This window comes from Streptomyces griseoflavus (genome assembly GCF_014649995.1).
GTDB classification, from domain to species: Bacteria; Actinomycetota; Actinomycetes; order Streptomycetales; family Streptomycetaceae; genus Streptomyces; species Streptomyces griseoflavus.
Window position 1 is genome coordinate 79562 of the sequence record NZ_BMUC01000005.1, and the last position, 23487, is coordinate 103048.

At 72.2% G+C, this 23487-nt stretch carries 18 protein-coding genes; 11 read left to right on the forward strand and 7 right to left on the reverse strand.

Going from position 1 to position 23487, the window contains the following annotated elements; all coding sequences use genetic code 11:
- The first annotated feature begins 327 nt into the window (after nucleotides 1-327).
- The 5 genes from IE172_RS13290 (at nucleotide 328) to IE172_RS13310 (ending at nucleotide 7141) form a co-directional block, all read left to right on the forward strand.
- Nucleotides 328-1083: an NUDIX hydrolase gene (locus IE172_RS13290; RefSeq protein ID WP_190097405.1), complete on the forward strand. Its 756-nt coding sequence runs from the start codon at nucleotides 328-330 to the stop codon at nucleotides 1081-1083.
- A 132-nt stretch (nucleotides 1084-1215) separates the two neighbouring features.
- Entirely contained in the window at nucleotides 1216-3105 is a 1890-nt protein-coding gene (locus IE172_RS13295; RefSeq protein WP_190097406.1) for an ABC transporter ATP-binding protein, read from the forward strand.
- Between the two features lie 163 nt (nucleotides 3106-3268).
- Nucleotides 3269-4156 carry a FadR/GntR family transcriptional regulator gene (locus tag IE172_RS13300; RefSeq protein WP_190097407.1) on the forward strand — a complete coding sequence of 296 codons (888 nt, stop codon included), beginning with the start codon at nucleotides 3269-3271 and terminating at the stop codon, nucleotides 4154-4156.
- A gap of 431 nt (nucleotides 4157-4587) precedes the next feature.
- Nucleotides 4588-6120, forward strand: coding sequence for an RNA polymerase sigma factor (locus IE172_RS13305; RefSeq protein WP_190097408.1), 1533 nt, complete (start codon nucleotides 4588-4590; stop codon nucleotides 6118-6120).
- Nucleotides 6121-6274: 154 nt separating this feature from the next.
- A complete protein-coding gene (locus IE172_RS13310) occupies nucleotides 6275-7141 on the forward strand; it encodes a S1 family peptidase (protein ID WP_190097409.1) in 867 nt (288 codons plus the stop codon).
- A 108-nt stretch (nucleotides 7142-7249) separates the two neighbouring features.
- Here IE172_RS13310 and IE172_RS13315 read toward each other — a convergent pair whose 3' ends face one another.
- Nucleotides 7250-7477 (reverse strand): DUF7455 domain-containing protein, encoded by a 228-nt coding sequence (locus tag IE172_RS13315; RefSeq protein ID WP_189558042.1) that lies wholly within the window; start codon nucleotides 7475-7477, stop codon nucleotides 7250-7252.
- A gap of 441 nt (nucleotides 7478-7918) precedes the next feature.
- On the opposite strand from IE172_RS13315, the gene IE172_RS13320 reads away from it, so the two are divergent.
- The 3 genes from IE172_RS13320 (at nucleotide 7919) to IE172_RS13330 (ending at nucleotide 12187) form a co-directional block, all read left to right on the forward strand.
- A complete protein-coding gene (locus tag IE172_RS13320; RefSeq protein WP_190097410.1) occupies nucleotides 7919-10042 on the forward strand; it encodes a DNA gyrase/topoisomerase IV subunit B in 2124 nt (707 codons plus the stop codon).
- Nucleotides 10043-10139: 97 nt separating this feature from the next.
- Nucleotides 10140-10598 (forward strand): DUF485 domain-containing protein, encoded by a 459-nt coding sequence (locus IE172_RS13325; protein ID WP_190097411.1) that lies wholly within the window; start codon nucleotides 10140-10142, stop codon nucleotides 10596-10598.
- Nucleotides 10595-12187, forward strand: coding sequence for a monocarboxylic acid transporter (locus IE172_RS13330; RefSeq protein ID WP_190097412.1), 1593 nt, complete (start codon nucleotides 10595-10597; stop codon nucleotides 12185-12187). The genes IE172_RS13325 and IE172_RS13330 overlap by 4 nt, the downstream gene beginning before the upstream one ends.
- Nucleotides 12188-12429: 242 nt before the next feature.
- On the opposite strand, the gene IE172_RS13335 is transcribed toward IE172_RS13330, so the two are convergent.
- From IE172_RS13335 to IE172_RS13350, 5 genes are all read right to left on the reverse strand, one after another.
- On the reverse strand, nucleotides 12430-14094 hold the full coding sequence (locus IE172_RS13335; RefSeq protein ID WP_190097413.1) for an ATP-binding protein: 1665 nt from the start codon (nucleotides 14092-14094) through the stop codon (nucleotides 12430-12432).
- A gap of 204 nt (nucleotides 14095-14298) precedes the next feature.
- Nucleotides 14299-15240: a ferredoxin family protein gene (locus tag IE172_RS13340; protein WP_190097414.1), complete on the reverse strand. Its 942-nt coding sequence runs from the start codon at nucleotides 15238-15240 to the stop codon at nucleotides 14299-14301.
- Nucleotides 15241-15431: 191 nt separating this feature from the next.
- Nucleotides 15432-15554, reverse strand: a complete 123-nt coding sequence (locus tag IE172_RS35120) for a hypothetical protein (protein WP_268253472.1) — start codon at nucleotides 15552-15554, stop codon at nucleotides 15432-15434.
- Entirely contained in the window at nucleotides 15547-15783 is a 237-nt protein-coding gene (locus IE172_RS13345) for a hypothetical protein (protein ID WP_190097415.1), read from the reverse strand. The genes IE172_RS35120 and IE172_RS13345 overlap by 8 nt, the downstream gene beginning before the upstream one ends.
- Nucleotides 15784-15916: 133 nt before the next feature.
- A complete protein-coding gene (locus IE172_RS13350) occupies nucleotides 15917-16474 on the reverse strand; it encodes a DUF6082 family protein (RefSeq protein ID WP_190097416.1) in 558 nt (185 codons plus the stop codon).
- Between the two features lie 319 nt (nucleotides 16475-16793).
- Here IE172_RS13350 and IE172_RS13355 point away from each other — a divergent pair, with 319 nt between their 5' ends.
- Entirely contained in the window at nucleotides 16794-17846 is a 1053-nt protein-coding gene (locus tag IE172_RS13355) for a CobW family GTP-binding protein (RefSeq protein WP_403380480.1), read from the forward strand.
- Here the strand turns inward: IE172_RS13355 and IE172_RS13360 are convergent.
- A complete protein-coding gene (locus tag IE172_RS13360; RefSeq protein WP_190097417.1) occupies nucleotides 17843-20293 on the reverse strand; it encodes a DNA gyrase/topoisomerase IV subunit A in 2451 nt (816 codons plus the stop codon). The genes IE172_RS13355 and IE172_RS13360 overlap by 4 nt on opposite strands.
- A 403-nt stretch (nucleotides 20294-20696) precedes the next feature.
- On the opposite strand from IE172_RS13360, the gene IE172_RS13365 reads away from it, so the two are divergent.
- On the forward strand, nucleotides 20697-22067 hold the full coding sequence (locus IE172_RS13365) for a M16 family metallopeptidase (RefSeq protein ID WP_190097613.1): 1371 nt from the start codon (nucleotides 20697-20699) through the stop codon (nucleotides 22065-22067).
- Nucleotides 22064-23452: a M16 family metallopeptidase gene (locus IE172_RS13370; protein WP_190097418.1), complete on the forward strand. Its 1389-nt coding sequence runs from the start codon at nucleotides 22064-22066 to the stop codon at nucleotides 23450-23452. Before IE172_RS13365 ends, IE172_RS13370 begins: the two co-directional genes overlap by 4 nt.
- The last annotated feature ends 35 nt before the right edge of the window (nucleotides 23453-23487 follow it).

Genomic DNA, 23487 nt, shown 5'->3' on the forward strand with positions numbered 1-23487 from the left:
GGGACCGGAGCGGGGCGGAGGCGTGGGCGACGGCGGGCAGCCGGGTGCTTGGCGCGGCCGGCGGTGATCGCCCGGAGCGGGGCGGTGATCGCCCCGAGAGCGGCGAGGCCCTTCCCGCGTGGGACGGTCCTGCCGCGGTCGAGGAAGCGGCCGAACGACCGGAGCCGGGGTGTGACCTGCGGTCGCGTGGCGGCACCGGCTGGCCGGAAGCGGGGGAGCGGTGGCTGCCCGCCCGTCGCGCGAGCCGGGCGGAACCGAAGTGGATCAGCCATCGATACGACCGGCGAAGGGAGTGTTTATCGTCAGGCAGACGACTATGATCGCGGCATGCCCTACGACCCGTCAGCCTTTCCGCCCTTCGCCGTCACCGTGGACCTGGTCGTGCTGACCGTGCGCACGCACTCCCTGTGCGCGCTCGCGGTACGCAGGGGCGAATCGCCGTTCCAGGGACGATGGGCCCTCCCCGGCGGTTTCGTGCGGGCCGACGAGGACCTGGCGCAGGCGGCGGCCCGCGAGCTGGCCGAGGAAACCGGACTGAGCGTGCACGACCCGGCCGCCCCCGCCCAGGACAACGGCGCCCATCTGGAACAGCTCGCCACCTACGGCGATCCCGAGCGCGACCCCCGGATGCGCGTCGTCAGCGTGGCACACCTCGCCCTGGCGCCCGACCTGCCCGCGCCCCGGGCCGGCGGTGACGCCAGCAACGCGCGCTGGGCGCCCGTGGAAGAGCTGTTGCGGCAGGGTGACGGCAGGGACGGCGAGCCGGTGGCGCCGCTCGCCTTCGACCACGCCCAGATCCTGTCGGACGGGGTGGAGCGCGCCCGCTCCAAGATCGAGTACTCCTCGCTGGCGACGGCCTTCTGCCCGCCCGAGTTCACCGTCGGCGAGCTGCGCCGGGTCTACGAGGCGGTCTGGGGCGTGGCGCTCGACCCGCGCAACTTCCACCGCAAGGTGACGGGCACACCCGGCTTCCTGGTCCCCACCGGCGGCACCACCACCCGGCAGGGCGGTCGCCCCGCCCAGCTCTTCCGGGCCGGCGGAGCCACCCTGCTCAACCCCCCGATGCTGCGCCCCGAGGTCTGAGCCGGGAGTTCCCCGCGGTCGCGCGGCGGGGGCCGGCCGAGCGGCCAACGGGCCGGGAACCACGTACTCCTCCTTCCGCGGTGAGCCGCGCGATGCCCGAAAAACCCTATATGACACGCTATCTTGCATCGGGTGATCGAGGCCATCGGACTGACCAGCAGCCCCCGCAAAGAGCTTCCGCCCGCCGTCGACGACGTCTCCTTCGAGGCGCACGCGGGCCGCGTCACCGCACTGCTCGGAGCACCGGGAGCCGGCAAGACGGCGGTGCTGCGGCTCATGCTCGAACTCCAACGCGGCCGTGGCGTCACGCACTTCAGAGGCCGGCCCCTGCACCGCATCCCCCACCCCGCGCACGAGGTCGGCGTACTGCTGGGCGACGTGCCGGGGCACCCCGCGCGCACCGTACGCGGCCATCTGCGCATGCTCTGCGCCGCTTCGGGCCTGCCGGGGAGCCGCGCCGACGAAGTCCTCGAAGCGGTGGGGCTGGTGAGCCTGCGCGACGAACGCCTCGGCACCCTGTCCCGCGGCCTCGACCGCCGCCTGGGGCTCGCCTGCGCGCTGCTGCCGGACCCGCACACACTCGTGCTGGACGACCCCGCGCGAGGGCTGTCCGCCGGGGAGGGGCGCTGGCTGCACGGCGTGCTCCGGGCACACGCGGACCACGGGGGCACCGTGCTGTGCACGACGACGGACCCGAAGGAGGCCGCGCGGACCGCGGACCACGTGGTCACCCTGGACGGCGGAAAGGTCGTCGCCGACCAGGAGGTCCGCGAGTTCGCCCGCACCCGGCTGCGCCCTCGCGTCGCCGTCCGCAGCCCGCACGCCGCGCGCCTGTCCGCGCTGCTCGCGCAGGAGGCGCGCTCCGCCCGGCGGTCCGTCGAGGTCGTCCGGGAGGGCGGCAACCGCCTGTGCGTCTACGGCAGTACCTGCGCGCACATCGGCGAGACGGCGTTCCGCAACGGCATCGTCGTGCACCAACTGGCGGACGAGATCGGCGACATGGGACCAGGCGCCGGGACGGCCGAACGGGCCGGCGGCGGCGCGGAGACCGCCGCGGACGACCCGCGGCCCACCCCCGCCGAGCCGGCCGCCGTCGCGTCCCTCACACCCGTGCCCGGCGACCACAACCCCCCGGAGGAGACCGGCGCCGAGGAACCCCGGCGCGGATGGCGGCGGGCCGGCCGCCCGCCCCGCGGAGACCGGGCGCTGCCCGCCGGGGACGGCCTGCCGCCCCCCATCTCGATCCGTCCCGCACCCCGGCCGCTCCGCCCCGTCCGCTACGAGATCCGCCGTGCCACCGGGATCGGCACGGGGTTCCTCGTCGCGGCCGGCGTGCTCGTCGTGTCCGCCCTCACGGCCGTGCTGCTCGCGCGCGTCGGGCACACCCCGCAGCCGCGCCTGCTGGCCGCCTGGCCTGCCGAGTTGCCGCTGCCGCCCGCGGCCCTCGGCGCGGGGCTGCTCGGCGCGCTGGCCTTCGGCGACGAGTTCCGCCACCCCGCGCTGGCGGCGGACCGCGGCACCGTGCCCCGCAGGCTGGGGCTGCTGACCGCGAAACTCCTCGTCGCCTCGGCCACCGCGCTGGTGCTGGCCGTCCTGACCGTCGGCTGCGACGCCGAGGTGCTCTACCTCGTCTACGGACCGGAACTCGTGGAGGTTCCCGCCGACTGGCTCCCGCTGAGCGCGGGTTGGCTCGCCCTGGTGACGGGGTGTGCCTGCGCCGGCGTGCTGGCCGCCGGCGTCTTCCGGTCCACCACCGCCGGAGTGGCCGCGGTCGTCGCTGTCCCCCTCCTCGTCGTCCCTCTCGTGCGCAACGTGCCGGCCGGGCCGTCGGGACGCACCCCCGCCCCGCTCTCCGAGCGGCTGCGCGAAGGGCTGCCGCTGCGGTGGCCGTTCGGGGGCGAGCGTCATCTGGACGCCGTGCTGCGGCTGGTCGCCCAACCTGTGGGCGGTGCCCTGACGTTGTCGCTGGCCGTACTGCTCTGCGCGTATCTGCTCACCGGTCTGCGGAGCAGGGTCCGATGACGACCGTCCACGAACACATCGGGCCGTCTCTGTTCACAACTTCCCACCGGGAGCGCGTTTCTTTCCGATAAGGCGTCAAGTGCGACGGGGTGAGCGATCACCCTTTCGTGTGCTTTTCACCAAAGACCTCAAGGGAGTTGGAAGCGACGCCGACAAAAGATGCGTGAGTACCCTTGCGCACACCATGATGACCGCCGCCCGCTCCGCCGACTCCGGCCTCGCGACCCCGGGCGAACTCGACCGCTACCCGTACGGCGAGGCCGCCGCCGCCGACCGCGTCGGGGCCCCCGTCTGGGACGGCGCGGACCCGGAGCTCGGCCGTGTGAGCCGCCGCGCCGCGGGCAGCCGCGGGCGAGGGCTACACGGCCAACTCGTCCAGCAACTGGGACAGATGATCGTTTCCGGAGACCTCGGCGCCGACCGCCCGCTGGTCCCCGAGGAGATCGGCCAGCGTTTCGAGGTCTCCCGCACCGTCGTCCGTGAGTCGCTCCGTGTCCTGGAGGCCAAGGGCCTGGTCAGCGCCCGGCCGAACGTCGGCACGCGCGTGCGCCCCGTCAGCGACTGGAACCTCCTCGATCCCGACATCATCGAATGGCGGGCCTACGGGCCCCAGCGGGACGATCAGCGCCGCGAGCTCAGCGAGCTGCGCTGGACCATCGAGCCGCTCGCCGCGCGCCTCGCGGCCGGCCACGGGCGGGAGGACGTCCAGCAGCGACTGTCCGACATGGTGGAGATCATGGGGCACGCGCTGGGGCAGGGGGACGGGCTCACGTTCGCCCGCGCCGACGCGGAGTTCCACTCCCTGCTCATCCAGGTCGGGGGCAACCGGATGCTGGAGCACCTCTCCGGGATCGTGTCCGCCGCCCTCCAGGTCTCGGGCAGCCCGGTCACGGGCTGTGAGCGGCCGAACGAGGCCTCGCTGGCGCACCACGCCCGGATCCTCGACGCCCTCGCCGGCGGTGACGGCGCCGCGGCAGAGGCGGCCATGCGGCAGCTCCTCACCGTCCACCCCGAGGTGGAACGCGTCGTGCCCGCTCCCCGCGAGCACTGACCGCGTTTCCGCGGACGGCGCGGTGCGGCATGCCATCCCCCTCCTGTGGCAAGCGTCCCACCGGTCGCCGTCCCCCGCGTCGGACCCAGGGGGATCGTCGACCGATCCCCCTGGGTCCGACGGCGAGAAGGACAGGCGCCCGACCCCCGTGGACCCCCCTCGCCCCCGGGTGAACACGTTTGTCCTTGTGTGCTCGTTTTTGATTGCGTACGGGGTGTGACTCGGGCCACGCGGATTGGGCGTAACGCTCCCGTGGAGAACGCGATGACCTAAGAGGTGACAGCCGCGGAGGGAATACGGACGCCAGACATGGCGCTGTGCATCCTCCCGGCCCCCGCCCGCGCCGTCGGCCCGTCCCCGAGCCGGTGGTCGGCCCCTGTCCGCTGTGGACGAGGCCGGAAGCCGTTTATCAACGTTCCGAGAGGTTGTTCGTGTCGGCCAGCACATCCCGTACGCTCCCGCCGGAGATCGCCGAGTCCGTCTCTGTCATGGCTCTCATTGAGCGGGGAAAGGCTGAGGGGCAGATCGCCGGCGATGACGTGCGTCGGGCCTTCGAAGCTGACCAGATTCCGGCCACTCAGTGGAAGAACGTACTGCGCAGCCTCAATCAGATCCTCGAGGAAGAGGGTGTGACGCTGATGGTCAGTGCCGCAGAGCCCAAGCGCACCCGCAAGAGCGTCGCAGCGAAGAGTCCCGCCAAGCGCACCGCCACCAAGACGGTCGCGGCCAAGACGACGACCACCCGCAAGGCCGCCACCGCCGCACCGGCGGCGCCCGCCGCCGACCCCGCCGCAGAGGCGGAGGAGGAGGCGCCCGCCAAGAAGGCGGTCGCGAAGAAGACCACGGCCAAGAAGACGGCCGCGAAGAAGACCACGGCCAAGAAGACGGCCGCGAAGAAGACCACGGCGAAGAAGGACGACGACGCGCCGGCCGACGACGAGGTCATCGAGGAGACCAAGGCGGCGGACGAGCCCGAGGGCGCCGAGAACGCCGGTTTCGTGCTCTCCGACGAGGACGAGGACGACGCGCCGGCCCAGCAGGTCGCCGCCGCCGGTGCCACCGCCGACCCGGTCAAGGACTACCTCAAGCAGATCGGCAAGGTCCCCCTGCTCAACGCCGAGCAGGAGGTCGAGCTCGCCAAGCGCATCGAGGCGGGCCTGTTCGCCGAGGACAAGCTGGCGAACGCCGACAAGCTGGCGCCGAAGCTCAAGCGCGAGCTGGAGATCATCGCCGAGGACGGCCGCCGCGCCAAGAACCACCTGCTGGAGGCCAACCTCCGCCTGGTGGTCTCCCTGGCCAAGCGCTACACCGGCCGCGGCATGCTCTTCCTGGACCTCATCCAGGAGGGCAACCTGGGTCTGATCCGTGCCGTGGAGAAGTTCGACTACACCAAGGGCTACAAGTTCTCCACGTACGCGACCTGGTGGATCCGCCAGGCGATCACCCGCGCGATGGCCGACCAGGCCCGCACCATCCGTATCCCGGTGCACATGGTCGAGGTCATCAACAAGCTCGCGCGCGTGCAGCGCCAGATGCTCCAGGACCTGGGCCGCGAGCCCACCCCGGAGGAGCTGGCCAAGGAACTCGACATGACCCCCGAGAAGGTCATCGAGGTCCAGAAGTACGGCCGTGAGCCCATCTCCCTGCACACCCCGCTGGGCGAGGACGGCGACAGCGAGTTCGGTGACCTCATCGAGGACTCCGAGGCGGTCGTCCCGGCCGACGCGGTCAGCTTCACGCTGCTGCAGGAGCAGCTGCACTCGGTCCTCGACACCCTGTCCGAGCGCGAGGCGGGCGTCGTCTCCATGCGCTTCGGCCTCACCGACGGTCAGCCGAAGACCCTCGACGAGATCGGCAAGGTGTACGGGGTCACCCGCGAGCGCATCCGCCAGATCGAGTCCAAGACCATGTCGAAGCTGCGCCACCCCTCGCGTTCCCAGGTGCTGCGCGACTACCTCGACTAGGCACCACCGCCACGGCGCTCCGCCGTCGCGTACGTCCGCCGAGGCCCGGCTCCCGTTCTCGGGAGCCGGGCCTCGGCGCTGTCGCGCGGGTGCGCTCCCCCGTGCGGTCGATCACTCTGGGTGCTTCAGGATCACCCCAGTGTGAGGAGCGCGCATGCGACGTCGTCTTGCTCGGGCCCTGGCCCGGCCGCTGGCCCTCGCGGCCGTGGGGACCTTCATACCGCTGGCCTCGGCCGTTCCGGCGGCCGCCGACAGCAGCGTCGTCGGCGGCCTCCCTGTCGACATAGCGGAAAGCCCCTGGACGGTGGCGCTGTCCAGCCGTGACCGGTTCGGGGGTACGCGGGCGGGGCAGTTCTGCGGGGGAGTGGCGGTCGGCCGGACCACCGTGCTCACCGCGGCCCACTGCATGGACGAGGAAGTGCTGGGAGCACCGCCGGAGCGGGTGCCCGACCTCAGAGTGATCACGGGACGCGCGGAGCTGCTCGCGGAGAGCGGCCAGGAGATCGCCGTACGCGACACCTGGGTGAACCCCCGCTACGACGGCGCCACCAACTCCGGCGACTTCGCCGTGCTCAGCCTGGCCGAGCCGCTGCCGGCGAGCTCGGTCATAGGCATGGCCGGGGCGGGAGACCCCGCCTACCGCGCCGGTACGCCGGCCACGGTCTACGGCTGGGGGGACACCACGGGCTCCGGCGGCTACACCGGGCGTCTGCACGCGGCCCGTGTGCGCGTACAGCCGGACGCGCGGTGCGAGCGCGCGTATCCGGGCGGTGCCGAGGGCACCTACCGCGCCGAGACGATGCTGTGCGCGGGAGAGGTGGCGGGGGGCCGCGACGCCTGCCAGGGGGACAGCGGCGGACCGCTGGTGGCGGAGGGGCGGCTGATAGGGCTCGTGTCCTGGGGGGCCGGCTGCGGCTGGGTGGGCAGCCCCGGCGTCTACACGCGCGTCTCCGACGTCCTGCACACCCTTGGGTGGCCGCAGGGCCAGAAGGCGGGCGGCAGGGCCCTGGACGGGCCCTGAGCGGCCTGGAGCGCGGCGGGAACACGAGACGGGCGACCACTCTCCGAAGCGGAGGCGGTCGCCCGTTCGCCGGCCTGTGCCAGTTAGCTCGTCGTCGGACGCGAGGTGTCAGCGCTCTTCGTCGGGAGTGCTCGCCGGAGCGGTCAGCCGCTCCGTCTCGTCCTGTATCTCAGCGGCGATCTTCTTGAGTTCCGGCTCGAACTTGCGGCCGTGGTGGGCGCAGAAGAGCAGTTCTCCGCCGCTCAGCAGGACGACGCGCAGGTATGCCTGGGCGCCGCAGCGGTCGCAGCGATCGGCGGCCGTCAGGGGGCTCGCGGGGGTCAGAACAGTAGTCACGTCGCCTCTTCTCTAGCTCGACGAGCTGTCGTACCAGGGTCAACATCCAACCAGGCCCAAAACGTTCCCGCTCGTGGCTTTTCCTCGAAAATTCTTTTCCGAGGCGGTCGGCTGCTGCCGGTTGGCGGCGAATGTGCCGTAGTGCGTGTCTGTGTGTCGTACGGATTCGCGTTCGGATCGGTGGTCGGCCCTCCCGGCTGGCTTGCCGGTTGTTCATGAGGACGTGCCCGGAGCCTAAATGGTTCATGCCTCGAAGGGAACGTGATGTGTGCTTCACTCCATCGAGGGATCGAACAGGCATACGACCCTGGACTAGGGTGGGACCGGGACGAGGGTGGCGTTACAACGGCTCTACCAGGCATCGGTACCCTCTCACCGGTGACCCAGGCCGCGCCCTTACCCATGAGGGCCCCATCTGAAATTCAGCGAGGAGCGAACCGCGTGACCGCCGAGACGTCCGTGCCGTCCACAGCGCTGCTGGCAGGAGCAGACCGGGACGGTTCCAACTACACCGCGCGGCACCTGCTCGTCCTCGAAGGGCTCGAGGCCGTGCGGAAGCGCCCCGGTATGTACATCGGATCCACCGACAGCCGTGGTCTGATGCACTGCCTCTGGGAGATCATCGACAACTCCGTCGACGAGGCCCTCGGAAGCTACTGCGACCACATCGAGGTGATCCTCCACGACGACGGCTCGGTGGAGGTCCGGGACAACGGCCGGGGCATCCCGGTCGACGTCGAGCCCAAGACCGGCCTCTCCGGCGTCGAGGTCGTCATGACCAAGCTGCACGCCGGCGGCAAGTTCGGCGGCGGCTCCTACGCCGCCTCCGGCGGTCTGCACGGCGTCGGCGCCTCCGTCGTCAACGCCCTCTCCGCACGGCTGGACGTGGAGGTGGACCGCGGCGGGCACACCCACGCGATCAGCTTCCGGCGCGGTGTCCCCGGTGCCTTCGCCGCGGTCGGCCCGGACGCGAAGTTCGAGCCCGGCAGCGGACTGCGCAGGACGAAGAAGATCCCCAAGAGCCGCAGCGGCACCCGCGTGCGCTACTGGGCCGACCGCCAGATCTTCCTCAAGGACGCCAAGCTGGCCCTGGAGACGCTGCACCAGCGCGCCCGCCAGACCGCTTTCCTGGTGCCCGGCCTCACCATCGTGGTCCGGGACGAGTACGGACTCGGCGAGGGCGGCAGCAAGGGCGAGGAATCCTTCCGCTTCGACGGCGGCATCAGCGAGTTCTGCGAGTTCCTCGCCGCCGACCGGCCCGTCTGCGACACGCTCCGCTTCACCGGGCAGGGCACCTTCAAGGAGACCGTCCCCGTCCTCGACGAGCGCGGCCAGATGACGCCCACCGAGGTCACGCGCGAGCTCGGCGTGGACGTCGCGATGCGCTGGGGAACCGGCTACGACACCACGCTCCGCTCCTTCGTCAACATCATCGCCACCCCCAAGGGCGGCACCCACGTCGCGGGCTTCGAGCAGGCCGTCGCCCGGACGATGAACGAGGTGCTGCGCACGAAGAAGATGCTGCGGGTGGCCGAGGACGACATCGTCAAGGACGACGCCCTCGAAGGTCTCACCGCGGTGGTCACGGTCCGCCTCGCCGAGCCGCAGTTCGAGGGCCAGACCAAGGAGGTCCTCGGCACCTCGGCGGCCCGCCGCATCGTGAGCACCGTGATCTCCAGGGAACTCAAGGCGTTCCTGACCTCCACCAAGCGGGACGCCGCCCAGCAGGCCCGCGTCGTCATGGAGAAGGCCGTCGCCGCGGCCCGCACGAGGATCGCGGCCCGCCAGCACAAGGACGCGCAGCGCCGCAAGACGGCCCTGGAGTCCTCGTCGCTGCCCGCGAAGCTGGCCGACTGCCGCAGCGACGACGTGGACCGCAGCGAGCTGTTCATCGTCGAGGGCGACTCCGCCCTCGGCACCGCGAAGCTCGCCCGCAACTCGGAGTTCCAGGCGCTCCTGCCGATCCGCGGGAAGATCCTCAACGTCCAGAAGTCGTCCGTGACGGACATGCTGAAGAACGCCGAGTGCGGTGCGATCATCCAGGTCATAGGAGCCGGCTCGGGCCGGACCTTCGACATCGACACCGCCCGCTACGGCAAGATCATCATGATGACCGACGCCGATGTCGACGGCTCCCACATCCGCACGCTGCTCCTGACCCTCTTCCACCGCTACATGCGGCCCATGGTCGAGGCCGGCCGGGTCTTCGCCGCGGTGCCGCCGCTGCACCGCATCGAGCTGATCCAGCCCAAGAAGGGCCAGGACAAGTACGTCTACACGTACTCGGACCGGGAACTGCGCGACAAGCTCATGGAGTTCCAGAGCAGGAACATCCGCTACAAGGACTCGATCCAGCGCTACAAGGGCCTCGGCGAGATGGACGCCGACCAGCTGGCCGAGACCACGATGGACCCGCGTCACCGCACCCTGCGCCGGATCAACCTCACCGACCTGGAAGCGGCCGAGCAGGTCTTCGACCTCCTCATGGGCAACGACGTGGCGCCGCGCAAGGAGTTCATCTCCAGCTCCGCGGCGACGCTGGACCGCTCCCGCATCGACGCCTAGCGGTTTCACCGGGCGCGTGCGCGGTCCAGTCACCTGATGGGGTGAAGCAGAACGGGAAGAAGAGTCAGGGATCTTCCCGTTCTGTCCATCCTTGGGCATGCAGCCAAGCAATTCGGGGGACGTCGCCTACGACGATCCCTGGTACGACGCCCTGGCCTCGGGGTGGGGCGAGTCGCCCGACGCGGGGGTCCCGCCGGCGCGAGGTGAGCGGGACACCACCGTGACGGCCGCCGACATCTACCTCGAAGTACAGCGCAGCGCCGCCTTCCAGGAGGTGCGCCACAGGTACCGGCGGTTCGTGGTCCCGGCGGTCGTGGTCTTCTTCACCTGGTACGTGGCGTACGTCGTGACCGCCACGACCTCGCCGGGCCTGCTGGCACGGCCCGTCGCGGGCGCGGTGAACCTCGGGATGCTGGTGGGACTCGGCCAGTTCCTCACCACCTTCCTGCTCACCTGGGCCTACGTGCGGCACGCACGGTTGCGCAGGGACCGCGCGGCGCTGGAACTGCGCTGGGACACGCAGGAACTGGCGCGGGGCCGGGGCGGCCCGTCATGACGGCCGATCACCGGACCATGGCGCTGCTGCTGTTCGGACTGTTCGTCGCGGTCACCCTGGCCATCACGACTTGGGTGAGCCGCCACCGGCAGGGCTCGGCCGAGGAGTTCTACGCGGGCGGCCGGCTGTTCTCCCCCATGGAGAACGGTTTCGCCCTCGCGGGGGACTACATGTCGGCGGCCTCCTTCCTCGGCATCTCCGGACTCATCTGCCTCGTCGGCTACGACGGGATGCTCTACTCGGTGGGCTTCCTCGTGGCCTGGCTGGTGGTTCTGTTCCTGGTCGCCGAACTGGTGCGCAACTGCGGCCGGTTCACCCTCGCCGACGTGGTCGCCGCCCGCATGCGCGAGCGGCCGGTGCGGATCGCGGCGGGAACGTCCTCGGTCACCGTGTCGGTGCTGTACCTGGTCGCGCAGATGGTGGGCGCGGGCAGCCTGGTCGCGCTGCTGCTCGGCGGCACCGGCGAGGCGGCGCAGGCGTGGACGGTCGTCGGCGTCGGTGTCCTCATGGTGATCTACGTGTCGCTGGGCGGCATGCGGGCCACCACCTGGATCCAGATCGTCAAGGCGGTCCTGCTGCTCGGCGGCACCGTCGCGCTGACCGTCCTGGTCCTGCTGCGGTTCCACGGCGACCTCAACCTCCTGCTGCAGACGGCGGCCGAACGCAGCGGCCACGGGGACGCGTTCCTGGCGCCCGGGCTCGCCTACGGCGCGGACTGGACGGCACGGTTCGACTTCATCAGCCTGGGCCTCGCCCTGGTGCTCGGCACGGCGGGGCTGCCGCACATCCTGTCCCGCTTCTACACGGTGCCCACCGCGCGGGCGGCACGGCGTTCGGTGGTCTGGTCGATCGGACTCATCGGCGGCTTCTACCTGATGACCATCGTGCTCGGCTTCGGCGCCGCGGCCCTCATCGGACCGGACGCCGTCCGCGCCTCCCACGCGTCCGGGAACACGGCGGTGCCCCTGCTCGCGCTCGACCTGGGCGGTGGCGCCGGCACCACGGGCGGCACGGTCCTGTTCGCGGTCGTCGCCGCGATCGCCTTCGCCACGATCCTCGCGGTGGTCGCCGGCATCACGCTCGCCTCGTCCGCGTCCGTCGCGCACGACCTGTACGCCTCCCTGCGGCGCCGGCGCGGAAAGCCGCGCAGCGAGGTGGCCGTGGCCCGCGTCGCCGCGGTCGGCATCGGCCTGCTCGCGATCGCCCTCGGACTCCTGGCCCGCGACCTGAACGTGGCGTTCCTCGTGGGCCTCGCCTTCGCCGTGGCCGCCTCGGCCAACCTGCCGGTGCTGCTGTACTCGCTGTTCTGGCGCGGCTTCACCACGCGCGGCGCGGTGTGGTCCGTCTACGGAGGTCTGGTCCCGGCCGTGGTGCTGGTGCTGCTGTCGCCCGTGGTGTCCGGCAGCCCCGAATCCCTGTTCCCGGGCGTCGACTTCCAGCTCTTCCCGCTGCAGAACCCGGGGCTGGTCTCCATCCCGCTGGGCTTCCTCGCGGGCTGGCTCGGCACGGTCACCTCGGCCGAGATTCCCGACGAGGCCCGGCACGCCGAGACCGAGGTGCGTTCCCTCACCGGTGCGGGGGCGGTGTAGGCGGCGGCGGAGACGAAGGGGGCCGGCATCCGCAGGGAAGGTGAGCACGGTTCCTCGCCCCCCACGGGCCGTGCCCCTGGGCGCGGGTCGCCCCCCACGTACCGGTGTTCCGGGCGGCCCGCGGTCCCCGTACTTCGCGGCCGGTGCGGCCCGTGTACTTCGCGGGCGGTGCGGCCCGTCCCGTGCGCCCCGCACGTCGTCGTCCAGCACCAGGACGTCGCCCACCGTCAGGACCCCGACCGTCACGCCCGCTCCTCGGTCGCCTCGCGAGCCCCCGTGGGCGCGGGTTCCGCGCCCGGCCCGGTCAGGGCCTCGGGCAGGACGACGGTGAACTCGGCGCCCCCGCCGCTCGCCTCGCCCACACGCGCGCTGCCGCCCTGCCGTTCGGCGAGCGTACGCACCAGGGACAGCCCGATGCCCCGTTCGCGGTGGGCGGGCGGTTCCTTCGTGGACCAGCCCTCCGTGAAGATCAGCTCCCGTCGCTCCGGCGGGACGCCGGGCCCGGTGTCGCGCACCACGAGCACCGCCGTGCGCCCCTCGGCGCGCAGTTCGACCTCGACGCGCGCCTGCGGTGTCCCGGCGACGGCGTCCAGGGCGTTGTCCACCAGGTTGCCGACGACGGTGGCGAGGCCGCGGGGGTCGACCAGCCGGTCCGGCAGCCGCGTCCCGTCCGAGATCCGCAGGGCCACCTGGCGCTCGGCCGCCACGGTGGCCTTGCCGACCAGCAGCGCCGCGAGGAGCGGGTCGCGGATCTTCTCGGTGACCTGCTCCGAGGTGACCCGGTGATCGCCGACGACCTCGCCGACGAACTCCACCGCGTCGTCGTACATCTCCAGCTCCAGCAGTCCCAGCAGGGTGTGCATGCGGTTGGCGTGCTCGTGGTCCTGGGCGCGCAGCGCGTCGATCAGGCCGCGCGTGGAGTCCAGCTCCCGGCCGAGCCGTTCCAGCTCCGTGCGGTCGCGCAGCGTGACCACGGCACCGCCGTCGTCGGTCGGCATCCGGTTGGCGACCAGCACCCGCCGGCCGCGGACGGCGAGCAGATCGGTGCCGGTCACCCGCCCGGCCAGCACATCGGCGGTGCGTCCCGCGCCGAGCGCCTCGCCGGGGGAGCGGCCGACGGCCTCCTCGCCGACCCCCAGCAGCCGCTGCGCCTCGTCGTTGAGCAGGCGGACGCGGCCGTCGGCGTCCAGGGCGACGACACCCTCCCGGATGCCGTGCAGCATGGCCTCGCGCTCCGCGAGCAGCGCCGCGATGTCCGAGAAGGCCAGGTCACGGGTCTGACGCTGCACACGGCGGGAGACGATCCAGGCAGCGAGCGCGCCCACGGCCAGGGCGCCGCCCGCGTGGGCGAACAGCCCCGGGACGGCGTGGACCAGCCGGGCCCGCACGCTGTCGTAGGCGATACCGACGGACACCGCGCCGACGATCTCGCCGTCGTCGTCACGCAGCGGCACCTTGCCCCGCGCGGAGCGACCGAGGGTGCCGTCGTCGATCTCCATGACGTCGCGGCCGGCCAGCGCCTCACCGGGGTCGGTCGACACCAGGCCGCCGATCCGTTCCGGATCAGTGTGCGACCAGCGCACGCCCCGCACGTCCAGCACCACGACGTACTCGGCGCCGGTCGCCCGCCGGATGCGTTCCGCCTCCCGCTGCACCGGTCCGTCCGGCGACGGCTCGGTGCTCCGGACGCCGTCCGCGATCTGCGGCTGCTGGGCGGTGGTCTGCGCGATGGCGAGCGCCCGGCGCATCGCCTGGTCGTCCAGCTGCTCGCCGAGCGGCGCCAGGAACAGCCCGGTGGCGAGCACCGCGACGCCCGCGGCGATCGCCAGCTGCATCAGCAGGACCTGCGAGAACGCCCGCCGCGGCAGACCGAGGCGCAGACGGCGTGCGGGGGGAGCGGAACGCATGCCCCTGACGGTACGTGGGTGGCGGCGGGGTGCCGCCGGGGCGGGGGCGGGTACTTTCCCCGGGCCCCTCGGATCCCTCGACCCCCCGGACCTCTCGGATCTCTCGGACCCCTCGACCCCCCGGACCTCTCGGACCTCTCGGACCTCTCGCCCCCCCGGACCTCGCGGACCCTTCCGGGGCCTTGTGAGACCTCCCGGGGGCCGTCAGCGCGCCGGCGACGACACGGTCACCTCGCGGACGTCCACGACGTCCATCCGCGCGGGCGAGCCGAGCGCGGACCCGCAGCTCTCCGGTCGCGGCGGCAGGGACGCGCCCTGGGCGACCTCGACCCGCCAGCGGCGCCCGTCCGCGTGGGCGACGGTCACCGTCCAGCGGGGTGCGGCGCCCTCCGTCGTCACGACGTCCAGGGCCGCGGCGCCGTACTCGCCCACCGTGCGCCGGACGGCCAGCTCGGCCGCCTGACCGGGCCGCTCCCACGCGGACCGGCCCCGGCACCCCTCCACGACGATCCGGCCCTCCTGGGCGCCGTGCAGCACCTCCTTGACGGCGTGTGCCTCGGCCCGGCCGTACGCGTAGCCGTACGGCAGTACGAGCACCGTGGGGGCGAAGCGGTGACCTCCCAGGTGGGTGACCTCCCAGACACCCTCGACCCCGGAGGCGGCCAGCTCGGCCGCGAGCGGCCGTCCGAGCAGGGCGCAGCAGCGGTCACGCTTGCCGTTGGTGCACACCAGGGCGAGCGGGTCGCCCTCGTGGACCGCTCCGCCGAGCACCGCGTCGAAGGTCCCGGGCTCGCCCCGGCCCAGCGCGGCGAAGTCGAGGCCGAGCAGCCGGCCGGGGTCGGTGAGCGTGGTGGTGTGCAGCCACACGTTTCCCGGCACGGTGTGGGCCACGTACACCCGGCGCAGGGCGGGAACCCCGCTGTCCGCGTGACGTCCGGCCCGGCGTACGAGCGCGATCCGCACCCCGGTGCCCTTCGCGGCGGCCTCCAGGGCCCTGCCCAGCGCGGGGTCGAGATGGCTCGACGTGAGCGCCTTGGCACCCCAGGGTCCGGGCTGCTCCAGTAGCAGCCAGGTCCTCGCGGTCGCCGCGGTTCCCGCGACCGGCTCGTCGAGCTCGCGGGCGACGGTTGAGCACGTGCTACTCACAGAGGTGAGCCTAACCTGACTTGCGCGGGCGTGCTCGGTCGTTCCGCCCGTGTTCCGGCCACATCGGGGGCCAGCGGCTTCGGCCGTGGTGCGGAGGCCGACCGCTGCACCCCCGGGTCGGTGCGGTACCCGGGTGCCGCCTGGCCGCGGAGCCCGGCGCGGCACCGGCGCCGGGCTCCTCCCCGGGGTGCTCACTCGGGCGGATCGTGCGATTCCCTCTTGGACGTGCGCCAGTTGATCAGCACCGCGGCTACCGCCGCCATACCGGCGAGAGCCGTACCGATGGCCCCCACGACATCGGCTATGTCAGCCATGGGGAATGTCTCCCTTCGCGCGGAGCAGCGTGTCGCGGCTGATCACCACGATCCGCTCGTGGTCGGCGCGCGCGGCGTCGGCCGGTAGTTTCGCGTCGAGTGCCGCCGTGGCGTCCGTGCCGATGACGGCGAAGTTGCCGTCGGACAGTTCGAAGATGTCGGGACAGGTGTCGCCGGTCATGCTCCCGCGCTCCTTGGGGGAGGCACCAATGCGACGCACGATTTCCAACGGGGGTCCCCATTCTCGCAGTGTGGCTGTTGGGCGGGGACAGAGTATTGGTCCGCGGTCGAGGGTGCCGTCCGTCCATTGAGATGCCGCGCCCCGAACACGCACGCCCCGTCAGGGCTGCAGTCGACACCAATCACCTTTGGTCCGTGGGAAGTTCACCCACCACCCACCACTCCTCGGTGTCGCCGGCCGCGTCCAGATCGTGCAGGAGGGAGTCCACCATCCGGCCGATGCGTCCTTCCTCCGAGTCGTCACGCAGACTCGCCCTGTGGGGGCGCGTGGAGTCCCAGTACGTGCGGAACGCGGCGCTCCTGCACAGCACCCGCAGATGCCCGTGGAGTTCCTCCCGGGTCGCCACACCGATGCGATAGCCGAACAGGGCGGTGGAGTACAGCGCGTTGGCGAAGAGGTGCTGGCGGAGGTGGGTGGGGGAGTCGGTCTCGAAGGTGCTCAGCACCGCAGCCAGTTCGGGGTCGTCGATGGCCCGTTCCAGGAGTCCCAGCTGCAGTCGTTGGTAGTCCACGAGCGCTGCGCGGCGGCTCTCGGCCTTCTTCAGCTCGACCGACTGCCGGCGGAGTTCCTCGTGCCGACGCTGCCGCGCGGCGAGCCCGGTGAGGACTCCCGCGGCGAAGGAGGACCCCGCCGCGAGGGCGAGGCCCCGACTCCAGACGCCACTGTTCTGTGTGGCCATGTCACATACCCCCGATCGGGCCGCCGTCCGCCGGTCGTCGGAATGCGGGTCGACTGGAGGGAACCGGCGAGCGGTGGGCGGCGCTTGCCGCCTTCCAGGGTGCCGAGCGGCTCTGATCGGCAGGAAGGCGGAGAAGAGGCGCACGGAGGGAAGCGAGGGTCGCACGAACCGGCGCCTTGCCCAACGTCTGCCCCGCCGGTGCTGCTAACAATCGTTCACTTCGGCGCCGGCCGCACGGCTCGTATCCTGGTACGTCAGTCAATTCCCCGGCGTACGCGCGGACGCGGGCCGGGGCACGCCCAGAGGTGAAAGGGGTCGCGTGGTGGTGCGCAGCGGTGGGCGGCAGATTCCGGTCGTGGTGCTGGCCGGATTCCTCGGTTCGGGGAAGACCACCCTGCTCAATCACCTCCTCCACCGCAGCGGCGGCAGCCGCATCGGCGCGGTCGTCAACGACTTCGGGGCCATCGAGATCGACGCCATGGCCGTGGCCGGCGCGCTCGGGGACTCGACGGTCTCGCTCGGCAACGGGTGCCTGTGCTGCGCGGTCGACAGCAGCGAGCTGGACGTCTACCTCGAACGACTCGCCCGGCCCGAGGCCCGCATCGACGTCATCGTCATCGAGGCCAGCGGGCTCGCCGAACCGCAGGAGCTCGTGCGGATGGTGCTCGCCAGCGAGCATCCGGGGATCGTCTACGGCGGGCTCGTCGAGGTGGTGGACGCCGCCGAGTTCGACGGGACCCGGGCCCGCCATCCCGAGATCGACCGGCACCTCGCACTCGCCGACCTCGTCGTCGTCAACAAGGTCGACCGGGCCGCGGACGCCGGGAGGGTGCTGGGGCTCGTCCGGTCACTGGCCGACCGTGCGGCCGTGGTGCCCGCCACGCACGGCCGCGTCGACCCGGAGTTCCTGTTCGACTGCCGGCCGAGCGAGGAGCGTGTCGGGCAGCTGTCCTTCGACGACCTGCACCGCGACGGACCCGACGAGCACGCCGGGCACCTGCACACCGCCTACGACAGCCTCTCCTTCACGTCCGGGCGTCCGCTGGACCCGCGGCGCCTGATCCGCTTCCTGGACAGCCGGCCCGAGGGGCTGTACCGCATCAAGGGCTACGTCGACTTCGGGCCGTACGACGTCCGCAACCGGTACGCCGTGCACGCCGTGGGGCGGTTCCTGCGCTTCTACCCCGAGCCCTGGACGGCCGGGGCGGAGCGGCTCACGCAACTGGTGCTCATCGGCACGGACCTCGACACCGCCGCCCTCCGGGCGGACCTGGAGGCGTGTGTGGGCGACGGCGCCCCACACGCCGACGAGGAAGGCATGTGGGGCGTCCTGCGCTATGTGCAGGGGGCCGCGGAAGACCCGGCCGCCTAGACCGGGCCCGCCACCACGGAAACCGTCTTCGCCAGGGACACACCCGAACCGTCACGGCGCGGGTCGGGCTCCGGCAGGTCCACCGCCGTGCCGTTCTTCTGCGCGGCACGGGCCGGCAGCGGACCCGCCCACGCCAGGGACAGACAGTCCTCGCCCTTGAGGAACCGCTGGCAGCGGACGCCGCCGGTGGCCCGGCCCTTGCGCGGATACTGGTCGAACGGGGTGAGCTTGGCCGTCGTCTGGACGGAGTCGTCCAGCGTGCCGCGTGAACCCGCGACCGTGAACACCACCGCGTCCGCGGCCGGATCGACCGCCGTGAAGCTGATGACCTTCGCGCCCTCGGTGAGCTTGATGCCCGCCACGCCGCCCGCGGGGCGGCCTTGCGGGCGGACCTGCGCCGCCTGGAAGCGCAGCAGTTGCGCGTCGTCGCTGATGAAGACCAGGTCCTCGTCGCCCGTGCGCAGCTCCACCGCGCCGACGATCCGGTCGCCCTCCTTGAGCGTGATGACCTCCAGCTCCTCCTTGTTGGAGGGGTAGTCGGGCACCACGCGCTTGACGACACCCTGCTCGGTGCCGAGCGCCAGACCCGGTGACGACTCGTCGAGCGTGGTCAGGCACACCACCTGCTCGTCGTCCTCCAGGGACACGAACTCGGCCAGCGGAGCCCCGCCCGAGAGGTTCGGCGTCGGCATCGTCTCCGGGAGCTGCGGCAGGTCCACGACGTTCAGCCGGAGCAGACGGCCCGAGGAGGTGACGGCACCGACCTCGCCGCGGGCCGTCGCGGGCACCGCCGAGACGATCACGTCGTGCTTGACCCGCTTGCCGTTGTCGGTGAGCGGCGCGTTGTTCGCCGTGCGGGCGAGCAGGCCCGTGGAGGACAGCAGGACGCGGCACGGGTCGTCCGCCACCTGGAGCGGCACGGCCGCGGCCGGCGCGCCGGCCGACTCCAGCAGCAGCGTGCGCCGGTCGTCGCCGAACTTCTTCGCGACCGAGGCCAGTTCGGCGGAGACCAGCTTGCGCAGCTCCGCGTCCGAGTCCAGGATCCGGGTCAGTTCCTCGATCTCCGTGTTGAGCCGGTCCTTCTCGGCCTCCAGCTCGATCCGGTCGTACTTGGTGAGGCGGCGCAGCGGCGTGTCCAGGATGTACTGGGTCTGGATGTCGCTGAGGGAGAAGCGCTCGATCAGGCGCTGCTTGGCCTCCGCCGAGTTGTCACTGGAGCGGATGAGGCGGATGACCTCGTCGATGTCCACCAGCGCCGTGAGCAGACCCTCGACCAGGTGGAGGCGGTCGCGCCGCTTGCCGCGGCGGAACTCCGAGCGTCGGCGCACCACGTCGAACCGGTGGTCGAGGTAGACCTCCAGGAGTTCCTTGAGGCCCAGGGTGAGCGGCTGGCCGTCCACCAGCGCCACGTTGTTGATGCCGAAGGACTCCTCCATCGGCGTCAGCTTGTACAGCTGCTCCAGCACCGCCTCCGGCACGAAGCCGTTCTTGATCTCGATGACCAGGCGCAGCCCGTGCTCGCGGTCGGTGAGGTCCTTGACGTCGGCGATGCCCTGGAGCTTCTTCGAGCCGACCAGGTCCTTGATCTTGGCGATCACCTTCTCGGGGCCGACCGCGAACGGCAGCTCGGTGACGACCAGGCCCTTGCGGCGGGCCGTCACGTCCTCGACCGTGACCGTCGCGCGGATCTTGAACGTGCCGCGGCCGGTCTCGTAGGCGTCGCGGACGCCGGAGAGGCCGACGATCCGGCCACCGGTGGGCAGGTCGGGGCCGGGGACGTGCTTCATCAGGGCGTCGAGGTCGGCGCCGGGGTGCCTGATCAGGTGCCGCGCGGCCGCGATCACCTCGCGCAGGTTGTGCGGCGGCATGTTGGTGGCCATACCGACCGCGATCCCCGACGCGCCGTTGACCAGCAGGTTCGGGAACGCGGCGGGCAGCGCCACCGGCTCCCGCTCCTGGCCGTCGTAGTTGGGCGCGAAGTCGACCGTGTCCTCGTCGATGGACTCGGTCATCAGGCTGGTGGCCTCGGCCATCCGGCACTCGGTGTACCGCATCGCCGCGGGCGGGTCGTCGTTGCCCAGCGAGCCGAAGTTGCCGTGGCCGTCGACCAGCGGGACGCGCATCGAGAACGACTGCGCCATGCGCACCAGGGCGTCGTAGATCGACGCGTCGCCATGGGGGTGCAGCTTGCCCATGACCTCGCCGACGACGCGGGCGCACTTCACGTAGCCGCGCTCGGGCCGCAGGCCCATCTCGTTCATCTGGTAGACGATGCGGCGGTGCACCGGCTTCAGGCCGTCCCGCGCGTCCGGCAGGGCGCGCGAGTAGATGACCGAGTAGGCGTACTCGAGGAAGGAGCCCTGCATCTCGTCGACGACGTCGATGTCGAGGATCTTCTCCTCGTACGAGTCGTCGGGCGGCGGGGTCTTTGTGCTGCGGCGGGCCATCGCTGCCGGCTCCTTGCTGAGCGTGGGACGGGATCTGACGCGGACCATTGTGGACCGTCGCACTGACAGGCGGGACCAGGACCCGGGTCCGGCCGGTCGGTTCGGGGCGGTGCGGCGGCGCGAGCAGGCTACGCGGCGCGGGCGGCCGGGATGGTGCGGGGTTCCCGGCCGGAGGGGCGGAGGAGGCCGGGGAAGGCCCGCGCGGCCCGGTGCCCGCGGGCGTCTCCAGCATCCCGGAAGCGTGCCGGGACACGGGGCCGCCCCGCGGTTCCGGCCGGGTGCTCGCTCTCGGCGTAGCCGCCCCCCGCGGGAACTTCCCGGTTCGTCCGCGCGCTTGCATACAGTGGCAGGACCGGCAGGAACGGCGGTGTCGACGACCGCCTCCGCGATCGAAGGGACGTACATGCCCATGGGTCACACGGCCACAGCCCAGGCAGGCTCCGGGGGCCTGACAGCGACCGAGCACCGCCTGGCCAACGGCCTGCGCGTGGTGCTCTCCGAGGACCACCTGACCCCGGTCGCCGCGGTGTGCCTCTGGTACGACGTGGGCTCACGCCACGAAGTCAAGGGGCGTACCGGTCTGGCTCACCTTTTCGAGCACCTGATGTTCCAGGGTTCCGCCCAGGTGAAGGGCAACGGTCACTTCGAGCTGGTCCAGGGCGCCGGCGGCTCCCTCAACGGCACCACCAGCTTCGAGCGCACCAACTACTTCGAGACCATGCCCGCCCACCAGCTGGAGCTCGCGCTCTGGCTGGAGGCCGACCGCATGGGCTCCCTGCTGACCGCCCTGGACGACGAGTCGATGGAGAACCAGCGCGACGTCGTCAAGAACGAGCGCCGCCAGCGCTACGACAACGTCCCCTACGGCACGGCCTTCGAGAAGCTGACCGCCCTCTCCTACCCGGAGGGCCACCCGTACCACCACACGCCCATCGGATCGATGGCGGACCTGGACGCGGCCACCCTGGAGGACGCGCGCCAGTTCTTCCGCACCTACTACGCGCCGAACAACGCCGTGCTCTCCGTCGTCGGCGACATCGACCCGGAGCGGACGCTGGCGTGGATCGAGAAGTACTTCGGCTCCATCCCCGCCCACGACGGCAAGCCCGCCCCGCGTGACGGCGCGCTGCCCGACGTCATCGGCGAGCAGCTGCGCGAGGTCGTGGAGGAGGAGGTGCCCGCGCGTGCGCTGATGGCGGCCTACCGGCTGCCGCAGGACGGCACGCGCGCGTGCGACGCGGCCGACGTGGCGCTGACCATCCTCGGCGGCGGCGAGTCCTCGCGCCTCTACAACCGTCTCGTACGGCGTGACCGTACGGCCGTGGCCGCCGGGTTCGGCCTGCTGCGGCTGGCCGGGGCGCCGTCCCTGGGCTGGCTGGACGTGAAGGCGTCCGGCGACGTCGAGGTGCCCGTCATCGAGTCCGCCATCGACGAGGAGCTCGCCCGGTTCGCCGAGCAGGGCCCCACGGCCGAGGAGATGGAGCGCGCGCAGGCCCAGCTGGAGCGCGAGTGGCTCGACCGGCTCGGCACGGTCGCGGGCCGCGCCGACGAACTGTGCCGGTACGCCGTCCTGTTCGGTGACCCGCAGCTCGCCCTCACCGCCGTCCGGCGCGTCCTCGAGGTGACGCCGCAGGAGGTGCAGGAGGTCGCCAAGAGCCGTCTGCGCCCGGACAACCGCGCCGTGCTCGTCTACGAGCCCGTCGCCGGCGAGGCCGACGAGACCGATGAGGCCGCCGCAGCCGGCGCCGACGAGAACGAGGAGGCGGCGAAGTGACCGAGCTCGCCACGATGGACTTCCACCCGCAGCCGCAGGCCGGCGAGGCCAAGCCCTGGGCCTTCCCGGCCCCCGAGCGCGGCTCGCTCGACAACGGGCTGACCGTGCTGCGCTGCCACCGCCCCGGCCAGCAGGTCGTCGCCGTCGAGGTGCTGCTCGACGCCCCCCTGGAGGCGGAGCCGGCCGGCCTCGACGGTGTCGCCACGATCATGGCGCGGGCCTTCTCCGAGGGCACCGACAAGCACTCCGCCGAGGAGTTCGCGGCCGAACTCGAGCGGTGCGGCGCCACCCTGGACGCGCACGCCGACCACCCCGGTGTCCGTCTCAGCCTGGAGGTCCCGGCCTCACGGCTGCCCAAGGGACTCGGGCTGCTCGCCGACGCCCTGAGGGCGCCCGCCTTCGCCGACAGCGAGGTCGAGCGGCTCGTCCGCAACCGCCTCGACGAGATCCCGCACGAGCTGGCCAACCCCTCCCGCCGTGCGGCCAAGGAACTCTCCAAGGAGCTGTTCCCGGCGAGTTCACGCATGTCGCGTCCGCGCCAGGGCACCGAGGAGACCGTGGCCGGCATCGACTCCGCGGCCGTGCGCGCCTTCCACGAGAAGCACGTACGTCCCGCCACGGCCACCGCCGTGGTCGTCGGCGACCTCACCGGTGTCGACCTGGACGAGCTGCTCGGCGACACCCTGGGTGCCTGGACGGGCTCCTCGGCCGAGCCGCGGCCCGTCCCCCCGGTGGTCGCCGACGACACCGGCCGCGTCGTGATCGTGGACCGCCCCGGCGCCGTCCAGACGCAGCTGCTGATCGGCCGTGTCGGCCCGGACCGGCACGACCGCGTGTGGCCCGCGCAGGTGCTCGGCACCTACTGCCTCGGCGGCACCCTCACCTCCCGCCTGGACCGCGTCCTGCGCGAGGAGAAGGGCTACACCTACGGCGTGCGGTCCTTCGGGCAGGTCCTCAGGTCCGCGCCGGACGGCACGGGCGCGGCGATGCTGGCCATCAGCGGCTCCGTCGACACCCCGAACACCGGTCCGGCCCTGGACGACCTGTGGAAGGTGCTGCGCACGCTCGCCGCCGAGGGGCTCACCGACGCCGAACGCGACGTCGCCGTGCAGAACCTGGTGGGGGTGGCGCCGCTGAAGTACGAGACCGCCGCGGCCGTCGCGAGCACCCTGGCCGACCAGGTGGAGCAGCACCTGCCGGACCACTACCAGGCCGACCTGTACCGGCAGTTGGCCGCGACCGGCACCGTGGAGGCCACCGCCGCCGTCGTGAACGCCTTCCCGGAGGACCGGCTGGTGACGGTCCTCGTCGGTGACGCCGCGCAGATCAAGGCGCCCGTGGAGGCCCTCGGGATCGGCGAAGTCACCGTGGTGAGCGCCGAGTAGCGAGCCGCCGTACGGCACACGCCCGGAGGGCCCCG

What these genes read in the sequence shown, in the direction of transcription:
- IE172_RS13365 (WP_190097613.1), top strand. Translation starts at nt 20,697, where the DNA reads ATGCCCATGGGTCACACGGCCACAGCCCAGGCAGGCTCCGGGGGCCTG.
- IE172_RS13290 (WP_190097405.1), top strand. Translation starts at nt 328, where the DNA reads ATGCCCTACGACCCGTCAGCCTTTCCGCCCTTCGCCGTCACCGTGGAC.
- IE172_RS13350 (WP_190097416.1), bottom strand. Translation starts at nt 16,474, where the DNA reads ATGGCCACACAGAACAGTGGCGTCTGGAGTCGGGGCCTCGCCCTCGCG.
- IE172_RS13325 (WP_190097411.1), top strand. Translation starts at nt 10,140, where the DNA reads ATGCAGCCAAGCAATTCGGGGGACGTCGCCTACGACGATCCCTGGTAC.
- IE172_RS13310 (WP_190097409.1), top strand. Translation starts at nt 6,275, where the DNA reads ATGCGACGTCGTCTTGCTCGGGCCCTGGCCCGGCCGCTGGCCCTCGCG.
- IE172_RS13330 (WP_190097412.1), top strand. Translation starts at nt 10,595, where the DNA reads ATGACGGCCGATCACCGGACCATGGCGCTGCTGCTGTTCGGACTGTTC.
- IE172_RS13335 (WP_190097413.1), bottom strand. Translation starts at nt 14,094, where the DNA reads ATGCGTTCCGCTCCCCCCGCACGCCGTCTGCGCCTCGGTCTGCCGCGG.
- IE172_RS13360 (WP_190097417.1), bottom strand. Translation starts at nt 20,293, where the DNA reads ATGGCCCGCCGCAGCACAAAGACCCCGCCGCCCGACGACTCGTACGAG.
- IE172_RS35120 (WP_268253472.1), bottom strand. Translation starts at nt 15,554, where the DNA reads ATGGCTGACATAGCCGATGTCGTGGGGGCCATCGGTACGGCTCTCGCC.